Origin of the sequence: Dactylosporangium sp. NPDC051541, assembly GCF_044454505.1 — a bacterium.
Lineage (GTDB): Bacteria > Actinomycetota > Actinomycetes > Mycobacteriales > Micromonosporaceae > Dactylosporangium.
The window spans coordinates 283,251-309,365 of the sequence record NZ_JBITDU010000011.1; the positions used below are offsets into that span (position 1 = coordinate 283,251).

The 26,115-nt window shown below is 69.6% G+C and carries 25 protein-coding genes, 1 tRNA gene and 1 other RNA gene; 12 read left to right on the forward strand and 15 right to left on the reverse strand.

The genetic code is table 11. From position 1 onward, the window contains the following. Nucleotides 1–218 precede the first annotated feature (218 nt). Nucleotides 219–1,037 (forward strand): 1,4-dihydroxy-6-naphthoate synthase, encoded by an 819-nt coding sequence (locus tag ACIA8L_RS39625; protein ID WP_395912756.1) that lies wholly within the window; start codon nucleotides 219–221, stop codon nucleotides 1,035–1,037. A gap of 213 nt (nucleotides 1,038–1,250) precedes the next feature. Here the strand turns inward: ACIA8L_RS39625 and ACIA8L_RS39630 are convergent, their stop codons facing one another. Beyond that, a complete protein-coding gene (locus ACIA8L_RS39630; protein ID WP_395912758.1) occupies nucleotides 1,251–1,649 on the reverse strand; it encodes a cold-shock protein in 399 nt (132 codons plus the stop codon). 78 nt (nucleotides 1,650–1,727) lie between these two features. Continuing rightward, nucleotides 1,728–2,366, reverse strand: a complete 639-nt coding sequence (locus tag ACIA8L_RS39635; protein ID WP_395912886.1) for an HAD family hydrolase — start codon at nucleotides 2,364–2,366, stop codon at nucleotides 1,728–1,730. Nucleotides 2,367–2,501: 135 nt separating this feature from the next. Between ACIA8L_RS39635 and ACIA8L_RS39640 the strand changes: the two genes are divergently transcribed. Continuing rightward, complete coding sequence (locus ACIA8L_RS39640; RefSeq protein WP_395912760.1) at nucleotides 2,502–4,148, forward strand: glycosyl hydrolase family 18 protein; 1,647 nt, start codon at nucleotides 2,502–2,504, stop codon at nucleotides 4,146–4,148. A gap of 78 nt (nucleotides 4,149–4,226) precedes the next feature. Further along, entirely contained in the window at nucleotides 4,227–6,596 is a 2,370-nt protein-coding gene (locus ACIA8L_RS39645) for a helicase-associated domain-containing protein (RefSeq protein ID WP_395912762.1), read from the forward strand. A gap of 581 nt (nucleotides 6,597–7,177) precedes the next feature. Here the strand turns inward: ACIA8L_RS39645 and ACIA8L_RS39650 are convergent. Then, nucleotides 7,178–7,378 carry a hypothetical protein gene (locus ACIA8L_RS39650; protein ID WP_395912763.1) on the reverse strand — a complete coding sequence of 67 codons (201 nt, stop codon included), beginning with the start codon at nucleotides 7,376–7,378 and terminating at the stop codon, nucleotides 7,178–7,180. After that, a complete protein-coding gene (locus tag ACIA8L_RS39655) occupies nucleotides 7,375–7,575 on the reverse strand; it encodes a hypothetical protein (RefSeq protein WP_395912764.1) in 201 nt (66 codons plus the stop codon). The genes ACIA8L_RS39650 and ACIA8L_RS39655 overlap by 4 nt, the downstream gene beginning before the upstream one ends. 237 nt (nucleotides 7,576–7,812) lie before the next feature. On the opposite strand from ACIA8L_RS39655, the gene ACIA8L_RS39660 reads away from it, so the two are divergent. After that, a complete protein-coding gene (locus ACIA8L_RS39660) occupies nucleotides 7,813–9,453 on the forward strand; it encodes a DNA repair helicase XPB (protein ID WP_395912766.1) in 1,641 nt (546 codons plus the stop codon). A 170-nt stretch (nucleotides 9,454–9,623) separates the two neighbouring features. On the opposite strand, the gene ACIA8L_RS39665 is transcribed toward ACIA8L_RS39660, so the two are convergent. The 4 genes from ACIA8L_RS39665 to ACIA8L_RS39680 all read right to left on the reverse strand — a co-directional run bounded on the left by ACIA8L_RS39665 (nucleotide 9,624) and on the right by ACIA8L_RS39680 (nucleotide 14,152). Beyond that, nucleotides 9,624–10,208, reverse strand: a complete 585-nt coding sequence (locus ACIA8L_RS39665) for a TetR family transcriptional regulator (protein ID WP_395912768.1) — start codon at nucleotides 10,206–10,208, stop codon at nucleotides 9,624–9,626. After that, entirely contained in the window at nucleotides 10,186–11,700 is a 1,515-nt protein-coding gene (locus tag ACIA8L_RS39670) for an MFS transporter (protein WP_395912770.1), read from the reverse strand. The genes ACIA8L_RS39665 and ACIA8L_RS39670 overlap by 23 nt, the downstream gene beginning before the upstream one ends. A 116-nt stretch (nucleotides 11,701–11,816) precedes the next feature. Further along, nucleotides 11,817–12,875, reverse strand: a complete 1,059-nt coding sequence (locus ACIA8L_RS39675; protein ID WP_395912772.1) for an aspartate-semialdehyde dehydrogenase — start codon at nucleotides 12,873–12,875, stop codon at nucleotides 11,817–11,819. An 11-nt stretch (nucleotides 12,876–12,886) separates the two neighbouring features. Further along, complete coding sequence (locus tag ACIA8L_RS39680) at nucleotides 12,887–14,152, reverse strand: aspartate kinase (protein WP_395912774.1); 1,266 nt, start codon at nucleotides 14,150–14,152, stop codon at nucleotides 12,887–12,889. Nucleotides 14,153–14,279: 127 nt separating this feature from the next. Between ACIA8L_RS39680 and ACIA8L_RS39685 the strand changes: the two genes are divergently transcribed. The 4 genes from ACIA8L_RS39685 to ACIA8L_RS39700 all read left to right on the forward strand — a co-directional run bounded on the left by ACIA8L_RS39685 (nucleotide 14,280) and on the right by ACIA8L_RS39700 (nucleotide 18,106). After that, nucleotides 14,280–15,059: a hypothetical protein gene (locus ACIA8L_RS39685; protein WP_395912775.1), complete on the forward strand. Its 780-nt coding sequence runs from the start codon at nucleotides 14,280–14,282 to the stop codon at nucleotides 15,057–15,059. 213 nt (nucleotides 15,060–15,272) lie between these two features. Further along, the gene (gene leuA, locus ACIA8L_RS39690; protein WP_395912777.1) at nucleotides 15,273–16,988 is read left to right on the forward strand and encodes a 2-isopropylmalate synthase; all 1,716 of its coding nucleotides are present in this window, start codon (nucleotides 15,273–15,275) and stop codon (nucleotides 16,986–16,988) included. Nucleotides 16,989–17,081: 93 nt separating this feature from the next. After that, a complete protein-coding gene (locus ACIA8L_RS39695) occupies nucleotides 17,082–17,765 on the forward strand; it encodes an HNH endonuclease family protein (RefSeq protein WP_395912779.1) in 684 nt (227 codons plus the stop codon). Between the two features lie 98 nt (nucleotides 17,766–17,863). Further along, nucleotides 17,864–18,106 (forward strand): hypothetical protein, encoded by a 243-nt coding sequence (locus ACIA8L_RS39700; protein WP_395912781.1) that lies wholly within the window; start codon nucleotides 17,864–17,866, stop codon nucleotides 18,104–18,106. Here ACIA8L_RS39700 and recR read toward each other — a convergent pair. Continuing rightward, nucleotides 18,103–18,696 carry a recombination mediator RecR gene (gene recR / locus ACIA8L_RS39705; protein WP_395912783.1) on the reverse strand — a complete coding sequence of 198 codons (594 nt, stop codon included), beginning with the start codon at nucleotides 18,694–18,696 and terminating at the stop codon, nucleotides 18,103–18,105. The two genes, ACIA8L_RS39700 and recR, sit on opposite strands and share 4 nt — an antisense overlap. Continuing rightward, on the reverse strand, nucleotides 18,697–19,017 hold the full coding sequence (locus tag ACIA8L_RS39710) for a YbaB/EbfC family nucleoid-associated protein (protein WP_395912888.1): 321 nt from the start codon (nucleotides 19,015–19,017) through the stop codon (nucleotides 18,697–18,699). A 503-nt stretch (nucleotides 19,018–19,520) separates the two neighbouring features. Between ACIA8L_RS39710 and ACIA8L_RS39715 the strand changes: the two genes are divergently transcribed. After that, nucleotides 19,521–19,994 carry a DUF6232 family protein gene (locus tag ACIA8L_RS39715; protein ID WP_395912785.1) on the forward strand — a complete coding sequence of 158 codons (474 nt, stop codon included), beginning with the start codon at nucleotides 19,521–19,523 and terminating at the stop codon, nucleotides 19,992–19,994. Nucleotides 19,995–20,140: 146 nt separating this feature from the next. After that, a complete protein-coding gene (locus tag ACIA8L_RS39720; RefSeq protein WP_395912787.1) occupies nucleotides 20,141–20,362 on the forward strand; it encodes a DUF397 domain-containing protein in 222 nt (73 codons plus the stop codon). On the opposite strand, the gene ACIA8L_RS39725 is transcribed toward ACIA8L_RS39720, so the two are convergent. The 5 genes from ACIA8L_RS39725 to ACIA8L_RS39745 all read right to left on the reverse strand — a co-directional run bounded on the left by ACIA8L_RS39725 (nucleotide 20,359) and on the right by ACIA8L_RS39745 (nucleotide 23,087). Continuing rightward, on the reverse strand, nucleotides 20,359–20,541 hold the full coding sequence (locus tag ACIA8L_RS39725; protein ID WP_395912789.1) for a DUF397 domain-containing protein: 183 nt from the start codon (nucleotides 20,539–20,541) through the stop codon (nucleotides 20,359–20,361). The two genes, ACIA8L_RS39720 and ACIA8L_RS39725, sit on opposite strands and share 4 nt — an antisense overlap. A 134-nt stretch (nucleotides 20,542–20,675) precedes the next feature. Further along, nucleotides 20,676–21,533 carry a helix-turn-helix domain-containing protein gene (locus ACIA8L_RS39730; RefSeq protein ID WP_395912791.1) on the reverse strand — a complete coding sequence of 286 codons (858 nt, stop codon included), beginning with the start codon at nucleotides 21,531–21,533 and terminating at the stop codon, nucleotides 20,676–20,678. A gap of 268 nt (nucleotides 21,534–21,801) precedes the next feature. Next, the gene (locus tag ACIA8L_RS39735) at nucleotides 21,802–22,083 is read right to left on the reverse strand and encodes a hypothetical protein (protein ID WP_395912793.1); all 282 of its coding nucleotides are present in this window, start codon (nucleotides 22,081–22,083) and stop codon (nucleotides 21,802–21,804) included. Nucleotides 22,084–22,448: 365 nt separating this feature from the next. After that, nucleotides 22,449–22,721, reverse strand: a complete 273-nt coding sequence (locus ACIA8L_RS39740) for a hypothetical protein (RefSeq protein ID WP_395912795.1) — start codon at nucleotides 22,719–22,721, stop codon at nucleotides 22,449–22,451. A gap of 281 nt (nucleotides 22,722–23,002) precedes the next feature. Beyond that, nucleotides 23,003–23,087, reverse strand: a tRNA-Ser gene (locus ACIA8L_RS39745). 53 nt (nucleotides 23,088–23,140) lie between these two features. On the opposite strand from ACIA8L_RS39745, the gene ffs reads away from it, so the two are divergent. Further along, an RNA gene (gene ffs / locus ACIA8L_RS39750) (signal recognition particle sRNA small type) lies at nucleotides 23,141–23,236 on the forward strand. 80 nt (nucleotides 23,237–23,316) lie between these two features. Continuing rightward, nucleotides 23,317–26,112 (forward strand): DNA polymerase III subunit gamma and tau, encoded by a 2,796-nt coding sequence (locus tag ACIA8L_RS39755; RefSeq protein WP_395912797.1) that lies wholly within the window; start codon nucleotides 23,317–23,319, stop codon nucleotides 26,110–26,112. Nucleotides 26,113–26,115 lie beyond the last annotated feature (3 nt).

The following is a 26,115-nucleotide window of genomic DNA, read 5'->3' on the forward strand; positions in this document are numbered from 1 at the left end:
GGGCGCGAGCGGTGGCGAAGCCGAATTTGTAGGGCGGCGCGGGCGGCGTGCAGTCCGGGCGGCGGAGGTGGTGCGGGCGGGCGGCAGCTACAGGGCCAGGTCGGCGGCGGGGTGGACGGGAGTGGGTGGGGTGGAGGGGGCTTGGGAGTTGGGAGAGTCACAGTGGGGGATTCAGGACTCTCGGTGTGCAGGGCGGGGGGCGGGCTAGATTCGGGTTTGTGACGCTTTCGCTGGCCTTTTCGCCTTGCCCCAATGACACGTTCGTGTTTCACGCGCTCACGCACGGGCTGGTGGCTGGGGCGCCTGAGTTTGCGGTGACGTTCGCTGATGTTGATGTCACCAATACGGCGGCGCTTGATGGGCGGTTTGATCTGGTCAAAGTGAGTTATGCGGCGCTGCCCTGGCTGTTGGACAAGTACACGTTGCTGCCCTGCGGGGGTGCGCTTGGGCGGGGGTGTGGGCCGCTTGTGCTGGTCAAGGACCCGGCGGTCAGCTCGCTGGGTGGGAAGAGTGTCGCGGTGCCCGGGGATCGGACCACCGCGTACCTGCTGATGCGGCTCTGGTCGGCCGGGGAGCCGCCGGCGAGTATCACCGTCGTGCCGTTCGCCGAGATCATGCCGGCGGTCGCGGCCGGGACGTTCGATGCGGGGCTGGTGATCCACGAGGCCCGGTTCACGTATCAGCGGTATGGGCTGCACGCCCTCGCTGACCTCGGTGAGTGGTGGGAGGGCGACACCGGGCTGCCGATCCCGCTGGGTGCGATCCTCGCGCACCGGGACCGGGTCGACCCGGAGCAGGCCACCGCCTGGATCAAGGAGTCGGTGCGGCTCGCCTGGGACAACCCGCGGGCCAGCCGGGAGTTCGTGCTCGAGCACGCCCAGGAGATGGAGCAGGCGGTCGTCGACCAGCACATCGCCCTGTACGTCAACGAGTTCACCGCCTCCCTCGGCCCCGACGGGCACGCCGCCGTCGACGCCCTGCTCAACCGGGCTGCCGCTGAAGGCCTGGTTCCGGCCACCCCGCTGGTCGGCGCGTAGCCCAGCCGGGCGCGCATCAGCCCCACGGACGCACCGGCGATCAAACTGGCGACACGAGCGAAAAGGGCGGCCCCGCCGATGAACAGCGGGCCCGCCCTTCGTCGATTCCGGCGCGATGTCAGACGTCGCTGAGCTCAGACCTCCAGCGCGATGTCAGACGTCGCTGAACTCAGACCTCGACGTCGCTGAGCTCAGACCTCGACGTCGCTGAGCTCAGACCTCCAGCTCGCGCGCCACCAAGTGCACCGCCTCGGCCACGGTGCGGGCGGTTTTGCGGTCCGGGAAGCGGCCTCGCTGGAGGTCGGGCTGGACCTTGGCCTCCAGGACTTTGATCATGTCCTCGATCAGGCCGTGGAGCTCCTCCGGCGGGCGGCGGCTGGCCACCGCTCGGGCCTCGACGATCGACGGCGGGGCGTCCAGCACCTTGACCTGCAACGCCTGGCTGCCCTTCCGGCTCTCCACCACCCCGAACTCGACCCGCTGACCGGTCTTCAGCTCACCCACGCCCGACGGCAGTGCCGCCTTGTGCACGAAGACGTCGCCACCGTCGTCGCTGGTGAGGAATCCGAAGCCCTTCTCCTGGTCGTACCACTTCACTCGACCCGTCGGCACGCTGCCCTGCTCCCCAGTCTCGGACCCGTCCCCCCGGCGGCCGCGTCTACATCGGGCACCCGGGATTGCACACCAAGGCTAGTCACCCGATTCGGTGCGGCCAACCGAGATCATGCCTTGGAGAAACGCCGGGAAAGGGCGCAGATCGTCGAAGACCGCGGTGGCGCCGGCCGCGCGCAGTTCGTCGGCCGAGCAGGGGCCGGTGGTGACGCCCACAACGGGGATGCCGGCCAGGACGCCGGCCTGCATGTCGGCCACGTGGTCGCCGACGTAGAGCTTGGCCCCGATATCGCGCAGGACCTGGGCTTTTCCGGCGTGGAAGACGTCGCCGTAGAGGTGGGTGGCGGTGATGCCCGCGTGTGTCAGATGGAGTTCGGCGAGGCGCCCCAGTTTCGAGGTGATGATGGCGATTTCTGCGGGCACTCGCAGTACCGCCGCCAATGCTTCTTTTGCTCCTGGCAAGGGCACCGAAGGAGTTATGGCGTAATCCGGGTAAAGCGCCCGATAGATCCGGACTGCTTCTTCGACGTCGTCGGCGGGGAACCATTCGGCGATTTCCTGGCGCAAGGGCGGGCCCAGGCGGCTCACGGCCAGGTCGGCGTCGACATGCACGCCGGTGCTCGCAGTGAGCGCCCGGAACGCTGCGTGAATGCCGGGGCGGGTGTCGAGGAGCGTCATGTCAAGGTCAAAGCCAATGACAACCGGTTGTTGAGACACCCTTAAGGATGCCCAGGTCACAGTAGGTATGCCAGCGAAACAGAACCACGATCTCCTATTGACGAGTGAGATCCAGGCCACTACCGTCATCACAACTTTTAGGAAAGTTTCCTAAGAGACCATCCAGGAGACGCGATGAAACGATCCGTCCGCAACGGCCTCATCGTCGCCGCCGCATTGGCGGTAGCCGGGGCCGTCGTCCCATTCGTGACGAACACCGCCAATGCCGCCGGAAACCTGAGCGCGACGTTCACGGTCGACCAGGACTGGGGCTCGGGCTGGGGCGCCACCTACAAGATCAGCAATGGTACTTCGAGCACGATCAACGGGTGGACGCTCGAGTTCGACCTGCCCGCGGGCGGTCAGATCACCAGTTTCTGGGACGCCGACGTGACCCACACGGGTCAGCACTACGTCGCCAAGAACAAGTCGTGGGCCACGACGCTGGCCGCCGGCGCGAGCTTCAGCTGGGGCATGAACGGCTCCGGCGCCAAGCCGCCGACCAACTGCACGATCAACGGCGTGAGCTGTAGCGGGGGCTCCCCCACCACGGCGCCGCCGACCACCACCAAGCCGCCGACCACGCCGCCGGTGACCACCTCGCCGACGAGCACCACCAAGCCGCCGACGACCCCGCCGCCCACCACCTCCACGCCGCCGGCCACCGGCAGCAAGAAGGTCGTCGGATACTTCGCGGAGTGGGGCGTCTACGGCCGCAACTACCACGTGAAGAACATCGAGACGAGCGGCTCGGCCGCGAAGCTCACCCACATCCTGTACGCGTTCGGCAACACCACCGGCGGCCAGTGCTCGATCGGTGACAGCTACGCGGACTACGACAAGGCGTACACCGCGGCCGACTCGGTCGACGGCGTGGCCGACACCTGGGACCAGCCGCTGCGGGGCTCGTTCAACCAGCTGAAGAAGCTCAAGGCGATGCACCCCGGCCTCAAGGTCATCTGGTCGTTCGGCGGCTGGACCTGGTCGGCCGGCTTCACGCAGGCCGCGGCCAACCCGACCGCGTTCGCGAACTCCTGCTACAACCTGGTCAACGACCCGCGCTGGGCCGGTGTCTTCGACGGCATCGACATCGACTGGGAGTACCCGAACGCGTGTGGCCTGCAGTGTGACGGCTCCGGCCCGAACGCCTACAAGAGCGTGATCGCCGCGCTGCGCGCCAAGTTCGGCCCGTCGAAGCTCGTCACCTCGGCCATCACCGCCGACGGCAGCAACGGCGGCAAGATCGACCTCACCGACTACGCCGGTGCGGCCGCGAACCTCGACTGGTTCATGCCGATGACGTACGACTACTTCGGTGCGTTCAACGCGCAGGGCCCGACCGCCCCGCACTCGCCGCTGACCTGCTACTCGGGCATCCCGACGGCCGGCTTCTGCTCCGACGCGGCGATCACGAAGCTCAAGAGCAAGGGCATCCCGTCCAGCAAGCTGCTCCTGGGCGTCGGCTTCTACGGCCGCGGCTGGACCGGCGTCACCCAGGCCGGCCCCGGCGGCACCGCCACCGGCGCGGCCCCGGGCACCTACGAGGCCGGCATCGAGGACTACAAGGTCCTGAAGAACAGCTGCCCGGCTACCGGTACCGTCGGCGGCACCGCCTACGCCAAGTGTGGCAACAACTGGTGGAGCTACGACACGCCGGCCACGATCGGCGGCAAGATGACGTACGCCAAGCAGCAGAGCCTCGGCGGCGCGTTCTTCTGGGAGCTCTCCGGTGACACCAGCAACGGCGAGCTCATCAGCGCGGTCAGCAACGGTCTGAAGTAACACCGCGTAAGCGATCGAGGGCGGGCCCACCGGGCCCGCCCTCTTTTGTCGTACCGGGCGGTTAGCGTATGAGGCGAGATGACGACGACTTCGCTGGCCGATTATCTGCGCGCCCTGCCCGACGAGGAGCTGACGGCGCTCATCCGTCTGCGCCCTGACCTCGTCATCCCGCCGCCCGCGGACTTCTCCGCCCTGGCCCACCGAGCCCAGTCGCGGGTGGCGGTGGCCCGGGCGCTCGACGCGCTCGACCAGTTCACGCTGGAGATCCTCGACGCGCTGCGATACACGCGTGTCGGTCACAGCTCGTCCGCCGAGTCGGTGCTCGCGCTCACCGCGCAGTCCGGCGTGGAGGCCGTCCGGGTCCGCGCCGCCATCGACCGGCTGCGGGCCTACGCGGTCGTGTTCGGGCCCGACGCGGCGCTGCGGATCGTGGGCGCGGTCGACGAGGTGTGCTCGCCCTACCCGGCCGGCCTGGGCCGCCCCGCGGAGGAGCTCGACCCGCTCGCCGGCGCCCTGGTCGCCGACGCCGCCGGGCTGCGCCGCACGCTGCTGGCCGCGTCGCCGCCCGCCCGGGCCGTGCTCGACCGCCTCGCCGCCGGCCCGCCCGTCGGCACGGTCGCCGCGGCCAGCCTGCAGCCGGGCTCCGACTCGCCGGTGCGCTGGCTGGTCGACCGCCACCTGCTCGCGGTCGTCGGCCGGGACGCGGTGGAGCTGCCGGTCGAGGTCTCGCTGGTGCTGCGGCGCGAGGCCGGCCCGCTTGGGCCGCTGCACCCCGACCCGCCGCCGATGGAGACACCCCAGCGCGACCCCGCCCAGCTCGACCGGGCCGGGGCCGGGCAGGTGCTGGAGCTGGTCCGCAACGCGGAGGCGCTGGTCGAGGCCGTCAATCAAGAGCCGCCGGGCGTCCTGCGCTCGGGCGGCCTCGGCATCCGCGAGCTGCGCCGATACGCGAAGATCGTCGGCGTCGACGAGCAGCAGGCGGCGCTGCTGGTGGAGATCGTCACCGCGGCCGGGCTGATCGGCGAGGAGATCGTCGACAACAAGCGGGTGGAGAGCGTCTTCCTGCCCACCGTCGCCTACGACGCCTGGCGCGCCTTCGGCATCGCCGCCCGCTGGCACCGGCTGGCGGTGGCCTGGCTCACGATGACCCGCGCGCCGGCCCTGGTCGGCCAGCGCGACGACCGCGACCGGCCGCTCAACGCGCTCGCGCCCGAGCTGTCCCGCCCGGGCGCGCCGGCCCAGCGCCGGGCCGCCCTGCAGGTGCTGGCCGACCTGGCCCCGGGGCAGACCGCGGCGCCGGCGTCGGTGGTGGCCACCCTGACCTGGCGCTCGCCCCGGCGGATCTCCCGGGGCACGTCGGCCGGGATCGAGGCGAGCCTGGCCGAGGCCGCGTTCGTCGGGCTGACCGGGTTCGGCGGACTGAGCGGCTACGGCCGGCTGCTGCTGGCCGAGCTCGCCGCGGAGGCCCCCGACCCGGAGGACCCGCTGGGGATCGGCTCGCCGGAGGGCTACGCGCTGTCCGGCTCGGCCGCGCTGCTCGACACGCTCCTGCCCGAACCGGTCGACCACCTGCTGCTGCAGGCCGACCTGTCCGCGATCGTCCCCGGCCCGCCCGAGCCGACCCTCGCCGGCGAGCTGGAGCTGCTCGGGCAGCAGGAGTCGGCGAGCGTCTACCGCATCACGGCCGAGACGGTCCGCCGGAGCCTCGACGCCGGCTACTCCGCGGCCGACCTGCACGCGCTACTCGCCCGGCGGTCGCGCACGCCGGTGCCGCAGACGCTGACCTACCTCATCGACGACATCGCCCGTCGCCACGGCGGGATGCGGATCGGCTCCGCCAACTCCTACGTGCGCAGCGACGACGAGTCGCTGATCGCCGAGGTCCTGGCCGACCGCCGGCTGCAGCAGCTGGGCCTGCGCCGCCTGGCCCCGACCGTGCTGGCCTCCCGCCACACGCCGAGCCGGCTGCTGGAGGCGCTGCGCGAGGCCGGCTACCCGCCGATCCAGGAGGACTCGACCGGCGCCGCGGTGCTGGCCCGGCCCAAGGCCCGCCGGGGTGCGCCCCGCCCGACGTGGGCGGCGCGCGGGGTGGAGGACCCGACGGCGGCGGTCCGGCTCTCCGGCCCCCGGCTGGCGGGCGTCATCGACCAGATCCGCCGGGGCGACGCGGCGGCCCGGGTCGCCCGCCGCGCGCCGGTGACCGTCCGGGCCAACGGGGCGTCCGGCGTGTCGCATACGGAGGCTTTAGAGGTGCTCCAGCAGGCTTTGCGGGACAAGACGCGAGTGTGGGTGGGTTACGTCGACGCACATGGAGCCACGGCGTCGCGCCTGGTCCGGCCGGTGTCGATGGGCTCCGGCTACCTGCGCGCCGAGGATGAGCGCACGGAGATGCTGCACACGTTCGCGCTCCACCGCATCACCGGCGCCGTCCCGGAGTCAGAAGCGTAAAAAGCAGAAGAGCAAGAAGCTGCGGTGGATTCCGGGGCCGCTTCGCTCCCGCCCCGGGCAGGGGGCTCTTCGCCCCCTGCACCCCTGCCACGATCACCAGCACCGCTAGCGCGCCTTTCGCCAGTCCGCCGCAGCGTGCGACGGGCCCGGATCTGCGCTACGCACACAACGCCGCAGCCGGCGGACCGCGGCGCGCACACAGCGCGGGCTTCGCAAGTCCGCCGGGGCAGGGACGGGCGCGGATCTGCGCTACGCACACAACGCCGCAGCCGGCGGACCGCGGCGCGCACACAGCGCGGGCTTCGCAAGTCCGCCGGGACAGGGACGGGCGCGGATCTGCGCTACGCACACAACGCCGCAGCCGGCGGACCGCGGCGCGCACACAGCGCGGCAGCCGGCGGCCACGGCGCGCACACGGCGCGGCGGCCGGTCGACCGCGCCGCGTACACAGCGAGAGTCCGGACTCCGCCTCGCCCCTGAACCTCGGCGCTCAGCCGTACTGGAACATGTCCGGGCCGACGCCCGGCTCCGCGTTCACCTGCCCCGAGACGAGTGCTCATCTCGCTTTTGCGAAGCAGGCGCTACGGTTCGCTGTTCGCTTTCGCGGTGCCGATCACGGAAACGATCAGTAGCAGGGCGGCCAGGCTGCCGGCCGTCTCGCCGATCGCGTCGGTCAGGGGGCTGTTGAGCACCAGCCAGGAGACGAAGAACCAGGTCACGGCGGCGGTGGCGATCAGCGTAATGATGAGTTTGGCGAGGGGCGAGAGGATCTCTTCGCTCATTCGTGCTTCCCGCGGATCGAGTTGACGATCGAACCGATGACCGAGGCGACGAGCATGACGACCAGGATTGCGCCGAGCGACTCGCTGACCGCGGTCTCGACGTCGGTGTGGGCGATCCGGTGAGAGAGCAGGAACCAGCCGACCGCCACCGCGAGGGCGGCGATTCCCCCGAACGTCAAGGTGACCCTCGGACGCATACATCGATGGTAGGCCGGACGCTCCCCGCTGGGCTCCGGGAAAACCCTTGGCCGGACCGGACGGCGTGCCCGCCCCCGTACTGATTCGACCGCCCACCGTCTCCTGGCTGCGAGCGATCACGGACACGCGCGTCCGGCCCGTAAGCAGAGAACGCATACACCCGGCGGCGCGGTTGCATGAGAGTGAATCTTTCCCACTATCCGGGAAGTGTCATACCCTCATGCGACACTGGGTCCGTGCCTGAAGGTCCACTGATCGTCCAGTCTGACAAGACGCTCCTGCTCGAGGTCGACCACCCCGACGCCCAGGCGTGCCGCATGGCCATCGCACCGTTCGCCGAGCTCGAGCGCTCGCCCGAGCACGTGCACACCTACCGCCTCACCCCGCTCGGCCTCTGGAACGCGCGGGCCGCCGGCCACGACGCCGAAGGCGTGGTCGACTCGCTGCTGCGCTTCTCGCGCTATCCGGTGCCGCACGCGCTCCTGGTCGACATCGCCGAGACCATGGACCGCTACGGCCGGCTCCGGCTGCTCAACGACCCCGTCCACGGCCTGGTCCTGCACGCCTCCGACCGCGCGGTGCTGATCGAGGTGTCCAAGTCCAAGAAGCTCGCCGGCATGCTCGGCGCCCAGCTCGACGCCGACACGATCCTCGTGCACGCGTCCGAGCGCGGCCGCCTCAAGCAGGCCCTGCTCAAGCTGGGCTGGCCGGCCGAGGATCTCGCCGGCTACGTCGACGGCGAGGCCCACACCATCGACCTGGCCGAGGACGGCTGGGTCCTGCGCTCCTATCAGCGCGAGGCGGTCGAGTCCTTCTGGGCCGGCGGCTCCGGCGTCGTCGTCCTGCCCTGCGGCGCCGGCAAGACGCTGGTCGGCGCGGCGGCGATGGCCGAGGCCAAGGCGACGACGCTGATCCTGGTCACCAACACGGTCGCCGGCCGGCAGTGGAAGCGCGAGCTGCTCGCCCGCACGAGCCTGACCGAGGAGGAGATCGGCGAATACTCCGGCGAGCGCAAGGAGATCCGCCCGGTCACCATCGCGACCTACCAGGTGCTGACGACTCGCCGCGGCGGGCAGTTCGCGCACCTGGACCTGTTCAACGCCCGCGACTGGGGCCTGGTCGTCTACGACGAGGTCCACCTGCTCCCGGCCCCGATCTTCCGCTTCACCGCCGACCTGCAGGCCCGCCGCCGCCTCGGCCTGACCGCGACCCTGGTCCGCGAGGACGGCCGCGAGGGCGACGTGTTCTCGCTGATCGGCCCGAAGCGCTACGACGCGCCGTGGAAGGACATCGAGTCGCAGGGCTGGATCGCCCCCGCGGAGTGTGTCGAGGTCCGGGTCACGCTGACCGACGCCGAGCGGATGGCCTATGCGGTGGCGGAGCCGGAGGAGCGCTACCGGGTGGCGGCGACGGCCCGGACGAAGCTGCCGGTGGTGCGGGCCCTGGTCGAGCGGCACAAGGACGACCAGATCCTGGTCATCGGTGGCTACATCGACCAGCTGCACCAGCTCGGGGAGTATCTCCAGGCGCCGATCATCCAAGGTGCGACCACCAACCGGGAGCGGGAGAAGCTGTTCGACCAGTTCCGCAGCGGTGAGCTCAAGACGCTGGTGATCTCGAAGGTCGGCAACTTCTCGATCGACCTGCCGGAGGCGGCTGTCGCGATTCAGGTCTCTGGGACGTTCGGGTCGCGCCAGGAGGAAGCTCAGCGGCTGGGGCGGGTGCTGCGCCCGAAGGCCGATGGGCGGCAGGCGCACTTTTACACCGTGGTCGCCCGCGACACGATCGACACCGAGTATGCGGCGCATCGGCAGCGGTTCTTGGCTGAGCAGGGGTACGCCTACACGATTACTGATGCTGATGATGTGCTCGCGTAGGGGTCGTTCTTAAAGCTGGGGGGCCGGGGGCCGGGGGGGATGTGTGTCTCTTCTCGGTTGGCCTTCGGCCATTCCTTGCGCCTGGTTGACCTGGCTTATGGGCTTGGCGATGGAAAACGGCCTGTTGCCCCTCGTTGACCTGGCTTGTGGCTTGGCGGGGGAAGCGCTTTTTACGGGCCCTCCTCCAGGACTGAGATTGCCTCGTTGATCAGAGCTAGGGCTTGCTTGGCGTCGCCGGCCTCTCTTACCCAGGTCATCAGGGCGTTCATCAAGGCGCCTACGCAGGCGCCTACGTAGGCCTGGCATCTGAAGTCGTCGGCTGGGCGGCCTAGGCGTTCGGCCAGCGGGGCGGCCAAGTAGCGGATCGAGTCTTGGAGGTTGTCCAGGGCTCGCATTCTCAACGCGGGGACGCTCAGTTGCAGGCGGGCTCGTTGCAGGGCCTGGTCGGCTTCCTCCTCTGTGATTGATTGGAAGGACCTGGCGAAGGCTCGGCGGAGGACCTCCAGGGGGGTCAGGTCAGGTGGGGCGTTGCGGATCTGGTCGGCCATGAGTTCGTCGTAGCGGTCCTGGATGATGACGTCTTCCTTGGTTTTGAAGTAGCGGAAGAACGTGCTCGGGGAGATCTCGGCCGCCTCGGCGATCTGCTCCACCGTGGTCGCGTCGTAACCCTGCTGGACGAACAGGCGCACCGCGTGCTCCTGGATCGCCCAGCGGGTCTTCTGCTTCTTGCGTTCACGCAACCCTGGTGAGCTCATCCACCGATTCTCCAGTACCGGTGCGGCGTTTGGCATTTGGAAGGAACAGCGCGACCAGGACGGCACCCAGGACCGCGGTGGCCGCGCAGACCAGCAGGGCCGTGGCCATGGCGTCCACGAACGCCGTCCTCGCGGCCAGGGCCAGAGCTCCGTCGCCGGTTCTCGCGGCCATCGTCACGGCCGCGGCGACGGAGCGTTTCGCGGGCTCGGGGGCGGTGTCGAGCTGGTCGCGGTACACGGCGCTGGTGAGGCTGCCCAGCAGCGCGACGCCCAGAGCACCGGCGACCTGGCGGAACGTCATCGTGATCGCGGTACCGGAGCCGGCCTGGTCGCGGGGCAGCGAGCCCAGCACCGCGTCCATCGCGGGGGTGATCGCCAGGCCGATGCCCAGGCCGGCGACGGCCAGCCAGGTCGCGACCAGGCCATAGTCGGAGCTGATCTCCGTCCGGGCGCCCAAGGCCAGGCCGGCGGCGCCGATCAGGAGGCCGGCCGTGACCGGGAGCTTGGTCACGGTGAGGTGCGCGATCCGCTCACCCAGCGGCGCGCCGACGAACAGGCCGCCGATCAGGGGCAGCAGGCGCAGGCCGACGCCGAGGGCGTCGCTGCCGCGGACCTCCTGGAGGTACTGCGGGATGATGAACAGCACGCCGAAGAGCGCGAACGAGGCCAGTGTGCCCGCGGCGGTACCCCAGGCGAAGCGTGGTTTCCGGAACAGCCGCAGGTCGATCATCGGCTCGGCGCCGCGCCGTTCGACGAGCACGAAGATCACCAGGAGAGCCAGGCCACCGGCCAGAGACGCGAGGACCCATGGGTCGGTCCAGCCTTTGGTCGGCGCCTCGATCACGCCGTACACCAGCGAAATCAGCCCCAACGTGGACACGGCGGCACCGAGGAGGTCGACGCGCCGGGCCACCGACGCTCGCGACTCGGGCACGAGGAGGCCGACGGCCAGCAGCGCGATGAGCGCCACCGGAATGTTGATCACGAAGATCGAGCCCCACCAGAAGTGCTCCAGCAGGTAGCCGCCGATGATCGGGCCGAGTGGGAGCCCGAGGCCCATCCCCATCGTGAGCAGCGAGATCGCCTTGCCCCGGTCCCGCTCGTCGAACAGGACCGGCAGCACGGCCATGGTCAGCGGCGTGAGGATCGCGCCGCCGATCCCCATCAGGGCGCGGGCGGCGATGACCTGGCCCGCGCTGTTGGCGAACACGGCGATGAGCGACGAGGCCGCGAACAGTCCGAGGCCGGCCATGAGCAGCCGCTTGCGCCCGTACCGGTCGCCGAGCGCACCCATGGGCAGCAGGAGCCCGGCGAAGACCAGGACGTATGCGTTGACGATCCACTGCAGGTCGTCGTTGCCGGCGTCGAGCTCGGTCGCGAGCGTCGGCAGCGCGACGTTGAGGATCGTGGTGTCGAACCCGACCGTGAGCACACTGAGCACGATCGCGATGAGCGCCCACCAGCGGCGGGGGCTGGAAGTGACAGCATCCATATTTTGAGAGTAACTATCACTTGAGGGTCGCAGTCAATTGAGAGCTACTTCACAAAGAAAATGACACGGCTTCGCACACGTGATGAATCGGGCACATCACAACGAACGAACTGCGACTACGCGCGGAGCTCCTTGGAGAGCAGCTCCGCGATCTGGGCCGTGTTCAGAGCGGCCCCCTTGCGCAGGTTGTCCCCGGTGACGAAGAAGTCCAGCGCACGCGGGTCGTCGACCGAGCGGCGAATGCGGCCGACCCACGACGGATCAGTACCCACGGCGTCGATTGGCATTGGAAACTCGCCTGCGGCCGGGTCGTCGACCAGGATCACGCCCGGTGCGTGGCGCAGCACCTCGCGGGCGCCCTCGGCGTCGACCTCCGTGCCGAAGACCGCGTGCACGGCGACGGAGTGGCCGGTCACCACCGGGACGCGGACGCAGGTGGCCGAGACCTTCAGGTCGGGCAGGCCGAGGATCTTGCGCGACTCGTTGCGGAGTTTGAGCTCCTCCGAGGACCAGCCCGCCTCGCGCAGGGAGCCGGCCCAGGGGACGACGTTGAGGGCCAGGGGTGCCGGGAACGGGCCGAGGTCGTCGCCGACGGCGCGACGGACGTTGCCCGAGCGGGAGCCCAGGGTGCGGTCGCCGCCGACGCGTTCGAGCTGGTCGAGCAGCGTGTCGACGCCGTCCTGGCCGGCGCCGGAGACGGCCTGGTAGGAGGCCAGGACGAGCTCCTTGAGACCGTACTCGCGGTGCAGGGGGGCCAGCGCCACGATCATCGTGAGCGTGGTGCAGTTGGCGTTGGCGATGATGCCCTTGGGGCGGTTGCGCACCTGCTCCGGGTTGATCTCCGGGACGACCAGCGGCACGTCCGGGTCGAGGCGGAAGGCCGCGGAGTTGTCCACCGCGATCGCGCCGCGCCCGACCGCGATCGGGGCCCACTCGGCGGCGATGTCGTCGGGCACGTCGAACATGGCGACGTCGACGCCGTCGAAGACCTCGGGCGTGAGCTCGTGGACCAGCAGCTGCTCGCCGCGGACCGTGAGCTTGCGGCCGGCCGAGCGCTTGGACGCCACCAGCCGGATCTCGCCCCACACGTTCTTACGCGACGAGAGCAGCTCGCACATCACGGAGCCGACGGCTCCGGTGGCCCCGACAACGGCAAGGCTCGGCAGACCGTCCATGAGGGACGAACCTACCTTCCGGTCCCCGCGTAGACGACAGCTTCTTCGTCTCCGCCCAGTTCAAATGCGTCGTGGATCGCCCGGACGGCGACATCCAGGTCGGTGTCGCGGCAGACGACCGAGACCCGGATCTCCGAGGTGGAGATCATCTCGATGTTGACGCCGGCCTCGGCCAGGGCGGCGAAGAGCTTGGCGGCCACGCCGGGGTTGGAGCGCATGCCGGCGCCGATGAGCGAGACCTTGCCGATGTGGTCGTCGAACAGGATGTTCTTGAAGTCGACGGTCGCCTTGATCCGCTCGAGGGCGGCCTTGGCGGCGGCGCCGTCGGTCTTGGGCAGCGTGAACGAGATGTCCGTGCGGCCGGTGCTCTCGGTCGACACGTTCTGCACGATCATGTCGATGTTGGTCTCCGCGCTGGCGACCGTCTCGAAGATCCGCGCGGCGACGCCGGGCTGGTCGGGCACGCCGACGATGGTGATCTTCGCCTCGCTGCGGTCGTGCGCGACGCCGGTGATGAGCGCTTGCTCCACGGAAAGGTCCTCCATCGATCCGGTGACCATGGTGCCGTTGGCGGTTGAGTAGGAGGAGCGGACGTGGATCGGCAGCGAGAACCGCCGCGCGTATTCCACGCTGCGCAGGTGCAGCACCTTGGCGCCGCACGCGGCCAGCTCGAGCATCTCCTCGTAGGTGATCTGCTTGATGTGCCGGGCGTTCTTGGCCACCCGCGGGTCGGCCGTGAAGATGCCGTCGACGTCGGTGTAGATCTCGCAGACGTCGGAGCGCAGCGCCGCGGCCAGCGCCACCGCCGTGGTGTCCGAGCCGCCCCGGCCGAGCGTGGTGATGTCCTTGGTGTCCTGGGAGACGCCCTGGAAGCCGGCCACGATCGCGATGGCGCCCTCGTCGAGCGCGGTGCGCAGGCGGCCCGGGGTCACGTCGATGATCCGGGCGCGGCCGTGCGTCGACGTGGTGATCACGCCGGCCTGGCTGCCCGTGTAGGACCGGGCCTCATAGCCCAGGTTGTTGATCGCCATCGCCAGCAGGGCCATGGAGATCCGCTCGCCGGCGGTCAGCAGCATGTCCAGCTCGCGACCGGCCGGGACCGGGCTGACCTGCGAGGCGAGGTCGAGCAGCTCGTCGGTGGTGTCGCCCATCGCGGACACGACGACCACGACCTCGTTGCCGGCTTTGCGCGTGTCGACGATCCGCTCGGCGACGCGCTTGATGCGCTCGGCGTTGGCGACGGAGGACCCGCCATACTTCTGCACGATCAGCGCCACGCCGCCGCACTCCTAACCGATGTCGTCACCACAACACGAGGTCAACGCAGCCGAGCGTACCGGGGTTGGAAACCACTCGGGAGTGGCGTTCCACGATCCGGCGGCCCGGCCGGGCGAGAATACGCGGGTGCGGGAGCTTCGGGGCGGCCATCATGCGATCACTGTGATCACCGGCACGGCCCTGACCGTGCTGCTCCTGGCCGGGTGCGGCTCCGGCGGCGACCCCGGCCCCACGCCGACGACGCCGGCCGGCACGCCCGTCGCGGCCCAGCCCGACCCCCGCGGGCTGCTCTCGGCCCGGGTGGCGGTGGCGAAGGACCAGCGGTACGTCGCCGCGTACACGCTGACCGTCCCCGGCAAGGCGCCCCGCTCGGTGCTGGTCTCGATCGCCACTGACCGGACCTGGCGCGTCGACATTCAAGGTGGCGCCTTGGGGGGTACTGCCGACGTCGCGATCGCCGGCCGCGCGGAAGGCGTGTACCAGTGCCCGATCAACCCGTCCTCGAGCTGCGTCAAGGTCGCGGCGGCCGGGAAGAAGCTGCCGCCGGCGATCGATCCGCGGGTGCAGTACGTCTTCGTCAGCTGGCTCGACGTCCTCCTGGACCGGCAGATTCCGCTGTCCGTGAACCCGGCCGAGCCGCTGGCCGGCACCTCGGCGCCGTGCTTCGCGGTGGAGCCCGGCGTCACCGCGATCGCCCCGCCGATCGACCCCGGCACGTTCTGTTACAACGACAACGGCATCCTCACCGCGGCCAAGCTGCCCCTGGGCCAGCTCATGCTCACCGGCGAGGTGGTGGCCGCCCCGTCGACGATCTCGCTGCCCGGCCCCGTGGCCGACGGTGCCGCGCTGGGCACCGCCACGCCCCCTCCGCCGCCACCCAGCGCGTCGGCGTCCGCTCCTCGTTGAGCTCTCCCAAAAGCCGAGACCCGCTTACGGCGGTACCCGTTGAAGGCGTAATGTGGCTCTTGACATGTGGCAGACGCTTCTTCTTCGTCGCCGCGACGGGGCCCACCAGGCCGGCACCTCGTCGCGGGGATGACGCGCGTCTGCGCTCCTGCCGGTCTGATGTGACCAGACCTTCCCGCGCGTCGAGCGCGACAACCCAGGAGCTGCGAGAACATGTCCGAGATCGCCCGTCAGAACGCCAGCCGGATGCCCATTCACCGCTACCGGCCCTTCTCTGAACAGTTCCCGATCCCAGAGGCCATTCGGGCCGATCGGCAATGGCCGAGTCACGAGGTGACGGTCGCGCCCCGCTGGTGTGCAGTGGACCTGCGCGACGGCAACCAGGCCCTGATCGACCCGATGTCGGTCGAGCGCAAGCGGCGGATGTTCAACCTGCTGGTCCGCATGGGCTACAAGGAGATCGAGGTCGGCTTCCCGTCCGCGTCACAGACCGACTTCGACTTCGTACGCGCCCTCATCGAGCAGGACATGATCCCCGAGGACGTCACGATCCAGGTGCTGACCCAGTGCCGGGACACGCTGATCGAGCGGACGTTCCAGTCCCTGGTCGGGGCCCGCCGGGCCATCGTGCACTTCTACAACTCGACGTCGACGCTGCAGCGCCGGGTGGTGTTCGGGCTGGACAAGGCCGGCATCACCGACATCGCCACCTCGGCCGCGCGGCTGTGCCAGAAGTACGCCGAGGCGATCACCCCGGACACCGAGATCTTCTACGAGTACTCCCCCGAGTCCTACACCGGCACGGAGCTGGACTACGCGCTGGAGGTGTGCAGCGCCGTCATCGATGTGCTGCAGCCCACCGTCGACCGCCCGCTGATCGTCAACCTGCCGGCGACGGTGGAGATGGCCAGCCCCAACGTCTACGCCGACTCCATCGAGTGGATGTCGCGCAACCTGCCCCGGCGCGAGGCCGTCGTGCTGTCGCTGCACCCGCACAACGACCGCGGCACCGCCGTCGCCGCCGCCGAACTGGGGCTCATGGCCGGCGCCGACCGGGTCGAGGGCTGCCTGTTCGGCAACGGCGAGCGGACCGGCAACGTCGACCTGGTGACCCTGGGCCTCAACCTGTTCTCGCAGGGCATCGATCCCCAGATCGACTTCTCGGACATCGACGAGATCAAGCGCACGGTCGAGTACTGCAACCAGCTGCCGGTCCACGAGCGCCACCCCTACGCCGGCGACCTGGTCTACACCGCGTTCTCGGGCTCGCACCAGGACGCGATCAAGAAGGGCTTCGAGGCCCTCAACCGCGACGCGGCCGCCGCCGGGGTCGACGTCGACCAGTTCACCTGGGGCGTGCCCTACCTGCCGGTCGACCCGAAGGACCTGGGCCGCTCCTACGAGGCCGTGATCCGCGTCAACTCCCAGTCCGGCAAGGGCGGCGTCGCGTATGTGATGAAGTCCGAGCACCACCTGGACCTCCCCCGCCGCCTGCAGATCGAGTTCTCCGGCGTCGTGCAGCGGCACACCGACGACGCGGGCGGCGAGGTCAGCCCGCAGCAGATGTGGGAGTTCTTCGCCGGGGAGTACTTCTCCGACCGGCGCTTCACGCTGACGTCCTACGAGGCCAACACCGCCGACGGCAAGGTCTCGCTGGCCGCGGAGATCACTGTGGACGGTCAGGCCCGCAGCGTGTCCGCGACCGGCAACGGCCCGATCGACGCGTTCGTGCACGCCCTGAGCGACGTCGGCGTGGACGTGCGGGTGCTGGACTACGCCGAGCACGCGCTCACGTCGGGCGAGGGGGCCCAGGCCGCGGCGTATGTCGAGTGCTCCGTCGACGGTCAGAGCTACTGGGGCGTCGGCGTCGACGCGAACATCGTGACCGCGTCGCTGCGCGCGGTGCTGAGCGCCGCCAACCGCGGTTAGCGCGGCGGTCAGTCGGCTATCGGACCCGCCCGTGGTGATCGACACGGGCGGGTCCTCCAACACTTGTTCGCATTGATGGCGCACAGTAGGGACGTGCGCCCCTCCACGAACGGCAAAGCCGTCCTTATCGCTCTAGCGCTCGCCACGGTGCTCACCGGCGCCGGCAGCTGCGAAGTCTCCTCCACCCCCGGCGCGGCCCAGGGCTCCAGCGGCACCGGCTCCAATACGGGGACCGGCGGCGGAGGTGGTGGCGGCGGCGGCAAGGCGTCGCTGGACGGGTTGTCCGTCGCCTCGGCCAGTTCGATGTCCGGCTACAGCCGCGAGAAATTCACGCACTGGATCAGCCAGGGGAACGGCTGCGACACTCGTGACGTCGTATTGAAGCGCGACGGCAAGAACGTCAAGGCCACCGCCGACTGCAAGATCACGGCGGGTGCCTGGCACAGCCCGTATGACGACAAGGACCTGACCGACCCGCAGGCCCTCGACATCGACCACATGGTGCCGCTCGCGGCCGCTTGGCGCTCCGGCGCCGCGAAGTGGACCGACGAGCAGCGCAAGGACTTCGCCAACGACCTGACCCGGCCCCAGCTCTTCGCGGTCAGCCTCCAGTCCAACCGTTCGAAGGGCGACCAGGACCCGTCGACGTGGAAGCCGCCGAACCACGCGTTCTGGTGCACGTACGCGCAGGATTGGGTAACAGTGAAGGCCTACTACAAGTTGTCCGTGACCCAGGCCGAGAAGACCGCGCTCACGGACATGCTGGCGACCTGCTGATGCGCTTTTGGAGGAACCGGATGACGGAGACGACCTCGACTGAATCGGCTCCGGCCGCTCCGGTTCCTCCTCCTGCCCCGACTCCGGCTGCCGATGTTATGAAAACCGACATCGTGGCCGGCCCGGGCGGCGTGATGACCGACGAGGTCGGGGTCGTGACCGGGGAGCTGACCCTGGAGTCCTCGACGGGCGCCGACGGGTCCTTCGTCGTCAAGGTCCAATACAAAGACGCTGATGAGTGGTACTGCGTGACCGGCGCGAAGGGCACGCTGAAGGACCCGGCCGACCTGGCGGCCGTACACGCCGTCGTCGCCGGGATCTTGAACCGCCCCGAGGGCTAGACCGCGCGCCGGCCCTCGAACGCCCGCCCGAGGGTGATCTCGTCCGCATACTCGAGGTCGCCGCCCACCGGCAGGCCGCTCGCCAGCCGGGTCACGTTGAGGCCCATCGGCTTGACCAGCAGCGCGAGGTAGGTCGCGGTGGCCTCACCCTCGGTGTTGGGATCGGTCGCGAGGATGAGCTCCTTGCACGTGCCCTCGGCCAGGCGGGTCATGAGCTCGCGGATGCGCAGGCTGTCGGGGCCGATGCCCTCCAGCGGATTGATCGCGCCGCCAAGCACGTGGTAACGCCCGCGGAACTCGCCCGTGCGCTCGATCGCCACGACGTCCTTGGGCTCCTCGACGACACAGAACACGTCGTCGTTGCGCCGCGGGTCGCGGCAGATCCGGCAGAGCTCGGCCTCGGCCACGTTGAAGCAGCGGGTGCAGAACCGGACCAGTTCCTTCACCCGCTGCAGGGCCTGCGCGAGCCGCTTGACGTCGACGGGGTCGGCCGAGAGCACGTGAAACGCGATGCGCTGCGCGCTCTTCGGCCCGACCCCGGGCAGGCGCCCGAGCTCGTCGATCAGGTCTTGAATGGCGCCTTCGTACATTTAGAAACCGGGCAGCCCGAGGCCGCCACCCAGGCCGCCGAGCCCGGAGGTCAGCGGACCCATCTTCTGTTCGGTCAGGTCGCGGGCCGCCTGCGCGGCGTTGTGCACGGCCGCGACGACCAGGTCTTCGAGCGTCTCGACGTCGTCCGGGTCGACCGCCTTGGGGTCGATCTTGATGGACACGACCTCGCCGGTGCCCTTGACCGTGGCGGTGACCAGCCCGCCGCCGGCCGTCCCGGTGAGCTCGGCCTCGGCCAGCTCCGCCTGAGCGGCGACCATCTGCTGCTGCATCTTCTGCGCCTGCTTCATCATCTGCTGCAGGTTGGGCTGTCCACCGGGCCGCACAGGGCGCTCCTTCGATTCGTTGACGTCGGTCGTCACACCTCGGACCAGCTTAGGCCCTGCCCTCGCGCGGAGCTCGACGCGCCGCCCCGGGCGGACGGCCGGTCAAGGCGGCGGCCCTGAGTGTCCGTCAGGTTTTGTCAGGCGGTCGCAGAAGTTCTGTCAGGCAGCCACGGGAGTTCTGTCAGGCGGTCACGGGAGTTCTGTCAGGCGGTCACGGAAGCTCTGTCAGGCGGTCACGGAAGCTCTGTCAGGCGGTCACGGAAGCTCTGTCGGGCGGTCAAGAGAGCGATGGAAATTCCATTTGCGCACATCTCTCCGCTTCCGCGACGCTAGGGTGGACGTTCACCAGTGACAACACCCTCAGTAATAGCAGTCGCACGGCGAGTGGGAGTTGCGCAGGTTGCGATATGGCACCTTGTGGCCTGGCGATCTGTGACGCAGCCGACTCATACTGTTTGACGAGGCTAAGGGGGGAACCGATGCCGACCGTCTTCTACAAGGATCACGACATCGTCATCACCGACGATGTCTATGCGGTCTGGAAACCCGAGCCCCAGGTGTACGACCTGGAGGCCCTCCAAGATCTGCGTGTGGAGTATCGCGGACGCCCCGGCCGCGTCGCGATGCTCACCGCCGGCGTTCTGGCCACCGTGGGGACGGTTGCCGCGATAACCATCACCGATGGTGCCGGTCCCTATGTGATCACCGCCGCCGTCCTGTCCGTGCCGCCACTCACGAGCCGCGCGATCCGCACCTTCACCCCGCTGGTGTGGCTCTTGAAGGCCAACTACGCCGGCGCCGGGGTCACCCTGTTCACGTCGACAAACTTGATCACTTTGATGCGCGTCCAGCGCTGTCTGATGCGCGCCTTCGCCGCCAATGCCGCAAGCGTTGAGCGGCTGGACCGGGCCGGCTATGCCGACGCCTACAGGAGGCTGAACTCTCTGCTCTGAGTGCCGAGGCCGGGAAATGCCCGCGGGACGGTGGTCCCGCGGGCGCAGCCTGTTGCCCGGTTTGCCAGATATGTGCATTCATGGGCCAACTTCGCATACTCGCGTGTCGTGTTTCAACGCGCTACGTATGCTGAAGGTTCACGTCCTTGGGTTCGAAGGAGGCCGACCCGATGGCCGAGAATCACCAGGCCCTCGTGTGGCGCAAATCCCGTTTCTGTGGGAACGCGTCATGTGTCGAGGTTGCATTCCACGCCGACGCGGTATTCATCCGGGATTCGAAAAACCCCGGCACCGCGCCATTGCAATTCGACCCGGACGCCTGGCGGGACTTCCTCGCCGGCCTGCGGTCCGAAACCCTGTCCGACTAACCGCGGTTGAGCTCGCCGCGCTTGACGCCGGCCAGAAACTCCCGCCACGGCGCGGCCTCGAAGGAGAGGATCGCCCCGCCCGGATTCTTGCCGTCGCGAACGTGCACGCTATTCGCGGTAGCGACCTCGACGCACGTCGAATTGCCGCAGTAGCTGCTGCGGCGGAAGACGCGTGGCATGGCCGGTTCGTGCATGGTCCACCTGTTTTCTGACAGGGAGGTGGCCGGGTGCGGCGACCTCCGGATCGGGCCCTTCGGCGCTGGGCCGAAGATCCTTCATCGGCAGGAATCCCCTGGTCCGCGTGCGGGGAGAGCTACGCGGCAGCGGCGATTCGTTCAGCCGATTCGACTTCCCCGATCGAGGCCTCCCACATCCGATCCCAGCCCTCGCGATGGCGAGCAATGCGAGGCGGATCGTCGACGATCTCGTCGATGGTATAGCTCTCTCGGTATAGCACGGCGTGGTTGTCGTCTTCGCTCGACAGGTACAGCAGATCGTATTGGCCAAACGCCGGATAGGGGCTCTCGAGCGGATGAATCCGAACGCTGAGCCAGCCTTCGGCAATGGCCGAGCTGACCGCTGACAGCGTCTCACCGAGAGCCTTCGCCCCGCCGTACTGGCGCAGAAGTACCGACTCGTCGAACAATGCGTAGAGCTGTGGCCGCGGCGTGCGGTCGCGCAGCGCTTTGCGGCGCGCGGCCCGGATCGCGGATCGGATTTCGATTTCCCTGGTCGTCAACTCGTCGACGAATACGCCGGTGACGGCCAGGGCATAAGCCTCACCCTGAAGCCAGCCGGGAATCACGGCCGGCGCGAAGCTGCGGATCACCGTCGCCTCGGCCTCGAAGCTGATCAGCTGGCGCATCGCCGGCGTCAGCAGGCCCTGGTAGCGCTGGTCATCCCACCACTGCTTCTTCTGCTTCGACGCCTTGGCGGCATGGATGAGGTCCTCGACGGTTTCGCGGTCGCGGATGCCGAGGTGGGACAGCAGTGGCCGCAGATCGTTGGCCGAGATGGTGACCTCGCCCGACTCAATCCGCATCACCTTGGAGAGAGACCACTCCATGGCTTCGGCGACCTGGGACTGGGTGAATCCCTGGGCGAGACGGGCGTCCTTGAGCGCCAGCCGGACTTTCCGGCGTGCGACCGCGGGCGTGTCACCCGGACTCATCGTGTCCCTCGTTGGACGTATGCCTACTAGCCATATCGCTGGTCGTGGTTCACCCTACTGCGCCGGTCGGCTTTTGCGGGTCCAGACATGAAAAGACGCGAGTTCGGTCATACCCCACGTTGTCGCGAAATATGGTCGCCCGTTCGGGTGGCCCGATCGGGCCGGAGCTTAGTGTAAGACCAATCTGCGATACGGCTGTCGGGGATATGGCGGGTTCGCCGGATCGTTACCTACCAGACAGTAGTGTCACAACCCGGCGAATCGGCCGTCAGCTCGACGTGGCGTAGCGGGCGCGCCACTCCAGGGCGCGGATGAGGGCGCGGCGGACCTGGCCGAAGGTCTGGCGGTCGCTGGTGTGAAACAGGCGCACGTCGTGCACGCCGTATTGGGCGCGGATCTCCTGGGCCGGGCGGTTGCGGCCGGAGCGCGGGTGCTGCAGGACGTAGACGCCTTCCAGGAAGTCGAGGCGGTAGTGCACTTGCGCCGGACGCAGGATCACGAAGTGGTCCATGGTCACGACCAGGTCGGGGCTCTCGTAGAAATTGCTCATATCCCTTCCCCTCGGTCTTGCGAGCGGGGTCGGCACTGCGGTAGAGATGACATCGGGTATCGATGCCGCTTCACCGCGTAACCGGAAGGCGGCCGCATCATCAAGCCGCCGCCGGCCGATCAGGTCTCAGCCGACGGGGCACGTGTCGCCTGACAGCAATGCCGCCGCCGGCCGATCAGGTCTCGGCCGGCGAGGCATGTGTCACTTGACAGAACCAGCGCCCGGTGACCGCCGGGCGCTGCTGCGTTTCGCCACTCGCCCCCTCGTGGCTCTCCTTCGATGGTTGCATGGCCGCACGCCTATGCGCTAGCTCACAACCTGCCATATCGCAAGTTGCGCAAAAGCTGGTTGCGGTCGCGGGACCCTCAGATCGGTAGAGGGTCGGTCCGGCACTCCAGCGCACGGATCAGCGCCCGGCGCACGCTGCCGAACGCGGCCCGGTCGGTGGTGTAGAAGAGGCGCACGTCGGCCGCCCCGATACGGGCGCGGATCTCGTGCGCGGCCCGGAAGCCGGCTCCGCGGCCGTGCTTGACGATGTAGGGCGCCTCGATCGCCTCGAGCGGGATGCGCCGCTCACCGGGGTCGAGAACGACGACGTGCGTGCTGGTGATCAGGATGTCCGGGCTCCGGTAGAACATCGCCGCCCCCTCCAACAGCGTGCCTGTATCCAGATGGTCGCATGGGTCGGCACGTGCAAATACCGCTCACGCGGGGCGCGGGGATGGCCTCCAGGTGACCACGATTCCAAAAAGATCGGCACTGCCGGGGCGTCGGAGTCACTCTTTGGAGTCGCGTGATGACACATCCATGGGCCCTACGGCCGTGAGACGCGCGCCACACCCGGACCTCGCTCGGGCCCACAACGCCGAACGCCGGGCTCCCACGATCGGGCGGCCCGGCGTTTTGCCTGGTAGAACGGCGGAGGATACGAGATTCGAACTCGTGAGGGTTTTATCCCAACACGCTTTCCAAGCGTGCGCCCTAGGCCTCTAGGCGAATCCTCCGTGCGCCAGGATACCCATCGCCGACGGGGTTCGTGCACCGGGTATTGTTGTCGGCAAGCCGCTCGTGCGGCGACACCTCATGAACCTCCCCAGGGCCGGAAGGCAGCAAGGATAAGTGAGCTCTGTCGGGTGCACGAGCGGTGTCTTCTTGCCCGGCCCCCACCTTCCGAAAAATGTCGGTGCCCGGGAGTACGGTGGTCCCGGCTCTACTCGGAACGGAGGACCGCTGGTGGCGCTCGCGCTCTACCGCAAGTACCGGCCCCGCACGTTCGCCGAGGTCATCGGCCAGGAGCACGTCACCGAGCCGCTGTCGCAGGCGCTGCGCTCCGGGCGGCTCAACCATGCGTATCTCTTCTCCGGCCCGCGCGGCTGCGGCAAGACCAGTAGTGCCCGCATCCTGGCCCGGTCGCTCAACTGTGAGCGCGGCCCGACCCCGGACCCGTGCGGCGAGTGCCAGTCCTGCCGTGACCTCGCGCCCGACGGCTCCGGCTCGATCGACGTCATCGAGATCGACGCGGCCAGCCACGGCGGCGTCGACGACGCCCGCGACCTGCGCGAGCGGGCCTTCTTCGCCCCGGTCTCCAGCCGCTTCAAGGTCTACGTCATCGACGAGGCCCACATGGTCTCCTCGGCCGGCTTCAACGCGCTGCTCAAGCTCGTGGAAGAGCCGCCGGAATACGTCAAGTTCGTGTTCGCGACGACGGAGCCGGAGAAGGTCCTCGGCACCATCAAGTCCCGGACCCACCACTACCCCTTCCGGCTGATTCCACCGGGCGCCCTGCGGCCCTACATCGAGCAGCTGACCGCCACCGAGGGCGTGAAGGTCGAGCCCGCCGTCTTCCCACTGGTCGTGCGGGCCGGCGCCGGCTCCGCCCGCGACACCCTCTCCGTGCTCGACCAGCTGATCGCCGGTGCGGGCGAGGACGGCGTCACCTACAGCCGCGCCGTCGCCCTGCTCGGCGTCACCGACGGCGCCCTCCTCGACGAGATGTGCGAGTCCCTCGCCGCCGACGACGGCCGCGGCGCCTACGGCGTGATCGACCGCGTGGTCGAGGCCGGCCACGACCCGCGCCGCTTCGCCTCCGACCTCCTGGAGCGCCTGCGCGACCTGATCGTCCTGCAGCAGGTGCCGGACGCGGTCAGCAAGGGCCTGCTGGACGCACCCCAGGACCAGCTCGACCGGATGGGCGCCCAGGCAAACCAGCTGGGCCAGGCCACCCTGTCCCGCTATGCCGACATCGTCCACAACGGCCTGACCGAGATGCGCGGCACCACGGCACCGCGGCTGCTGCTGGAGCTGATCACCGCCCGCATGCTCCTGCCGGGCGCGGACGACTCGAGCTCGGCGCTGCTGCAGCGGCTGGAGCGGATGGAGCGGCGCTTGCAGGCCGGGGGCGTTCCGGCCCCGGCCGCGGCTCCGGTCGCTTCTCCGGTGGCCGCGCCGGCGCTCGCTCCGGTCGTCACGCCAGTCCCCGCGCCGACGCCCGCTCCGCCGGCCGCCGCGGTGGCTGCGGAGCCCGCCCGCGGGATGGACTACATCCGGGAAGCTCGTCCGAGCGCGGCTCCGGCGGCGCCCGTTGCTCCCGCCGCGCCGCCGGCCACGTGGGCCGAGAGCACGCCGCCGCAACCGGTTTCGGCTCCGCCCGTTTCGACGCCGCCGGTTTCCGCGCCGCCCGTGTCCGCACCGCCGGTTTCGGCGCCGCCGCCTGCTCATGTGGGTGCCGGTGGCGGTGGAGGCGGGCTGGACGCCGATGCGATCCGGCGGGTGTGGCCCGACCTGCTGGCCCTGGTGAACGACAAGAGCAAGAAGGCCGGCGCGATCATCCGCGAGGCGACGGTGCAGGCCGTCGAGGGCACGACGTTGGTGCTCGGGTTCAAATACTCGACCCACGCCGACATGCTCAACGCCTCGCCCGACGTGCTCCTGAAGGCGTTGCAGGAGCTGCTGGGCGGGCGCTGGCAGGTGCGTTGCGAGGTCGGCGGCCAGCCTGGGGGTGGGGGCGGCGGCAACCGGCCCGCGCCGCCGAAGCCCACTCCGCAGCCCTCGGGTCCACCGGCTCCCGCGCCTTCGGCGGCCGGACCGGCGTCGGCCGCTGGACCGGCTTCGGTGGCCGGGCCCGCGAACGGGGGCGGCGGCCAGGCCTACAGCGCTCCGCAGCAGGCTCGGCCGCAGAGTGCTCCGCAGCCGGCCGGGGCCCAGCACGCCTCTGCCCAGCACGCCTCCGCTCAGCCGCCTGCTCCATCGGCCCCCTTGGTTGAGGACGATGGGTGGCCGGTGGCGGCGGTCCCGGGTGGCGCGGCGGGCGCCGACGCTGACTCGGACTGGCCGACCCCCGCCAGTCCCGGCGGCTCGGCCCCATCGCCGACACCGGCCTCGGCTCCGGCGGCTCCGGCGGCTCCGGCGGCTCCGGTCTCGGCTTTGGCGACGAGTTCTTCGGTTGCGTCAGCTTCGGTTGGTTCGGCTTTCACTGCTTCCGCTCCAGCTGCGCCGCTTGAGGCTGTACGGCCCGTCGCGGCCCCAGCGGCCGTCGCGCCGGCGGCCGTTTCTCCGCCGGCTCCGGTCGTCGCGGCCCCGCCGGCGCCGCCCGTCTCGTCCAGTTCGTCCGCATTTGCCGGGAACGCTCCGGCCCAGCCGCGCTCCGCCGCGTCCAGCGCCATCGAGAAGGCTCGGGAAGCGGCCAGCCGGGCCGCCGCCGGAGCCGGTGGTGGTGCCGGTCGGCGCGGTGCGGGCGCCAACGCCGGACCCGCGACCCCGGCACCGGCCCGGCCGGCGGCCGCGCCGAGCGCACCGGCCGGTGGTCGTGGCGGGAGCGACTCGGCCTGGGCCGGGACGGGTGCGGACGAGCCGCCGTTCGACCCCGAGTACGACTCGCCGGTCACCGACCCGCGCTTCCCCGGCCTCGATCCGGGGGACGAGCTGCTGGACGACGCCTCGGAGGTCCGCGAGACCAGCGAGGAAGCCGCCCTGCGCCTGCTCATGGAGACGCTCGGCGCCGAGAAGATCGGCGAGACCACCGGCGGCTGAACC

Excerpts from the sequence above, each read along its gene's own strand:
- ACIA8L_RS39640 (WP_395912760.1), top strand. The coding sequence starts at position 2,502 with ATGAAACGATCCGTCCGCAACGGCCTCATCGTCGCCGCCGCATTGGCG.
- ACIA8L_RS39645 (WP_395912762.1), top strand. The coding sequence starts at position 4,227 with ATGACGACGACTTCGCTGGCCGATTATCTGCGCGCCCTGCCCGACGAG.
- ACIA8L_RS39650 (WP_395912763.1), bottom strand. The coding sequence starts at position 7,378 with ATGAGCGAAGAGATCCTCTCGCCCCTCGCCAAACTCATCATTACGCTG.
- ACIA8L_RS39655 (WP_395912764.1), bottom strand. The coding sequence starts at position 7,575 with ATGCGTCCGAGGGTCACCTTGACGTTCGGGGGAATCGCCGCCCTCGCG.
- ACIA8L_RS39665 (WP_395912768.1), bottom strand. The coding sequence starts at position 10,208 with ATGAGCTCACCAGGGTTGCGTGAACGCAAGAAGCAGAAGACCCGCTGG.
- ACIA8L_RS39670 (WP_395912770.1), bottom strand. The coding sequence starts at position 11,700 with ATGGATGCTGTCACTTCCAGCCCCCGCCGCTGGTGGGCGCTCATCGCG.
- ACIA8L_RS39675 (WP_395912772.1), bottom strand. The coding sequence starts at position 12,875 with ATGGACGGTCTGCCGAGCCTTGCCGTTGTCGGGGCCACCGGAGCCGTC.
- leuA (WP_395912777.1), top strand. The coding sequence starts at position 15,273 with ATGTCCGAGATCGCCCGTCAGAACGCCAGCCGGATGCCCATTCACCGC.
- ACIA8L_RS39700 (WP_395912781.1), top strand. The coding sequence starts at position 17,864 with ATGAAAACCGACATCGTGGCCGGCCCGGGCGGCGTGATGACCGACGAG.
- recR (WP_395912783.1), bottom strand. The coding sequence starts at position 18,696 with ATGTACGAAGGCGCCATTCAAGACCTGATCGACGAGCTCGGGCGCCTG.
- ACIA8L_RS39715 (WP_395912785.1), top strand. The coding sequence starts at position 19,521 with ATGCCGACCGTCTTCTACAAGGATCACGACATCGTCATCACCGACGAT.
- ACIA8L_RS39725 (WP_395912789.1), bottom strand. The coding sequence starts at position 20,541 with ATGCCACGCGTCTTCCGCCGCAGCAGCTACTGCGGCAATTCGACGTGC.
- ACIA8L_RS39730 (WP_395912791.1), bottom strand. The coding sequence starts at position 21,533 with ATGAGTCCGGGTGACACGCCCGCGGTCGCACGCCGGAAAGTCCGGCTG.
- ACIA8L_RS39735 (WP_395912793.1), bottom strand. The coding sequence starts at position 22,083 with ATGAGCAATTTCTACGAGAGCCCCGACCTGGTCGTGACCATGGACCAC.
- ACIA8L_RS39740 (WP_395912795.1), bottom strand. The coding sequence starts at position 22,721 with ATGTTCTACCGGAGCCCGGACATCCTGATCACCAGCACGCACGTCGTC.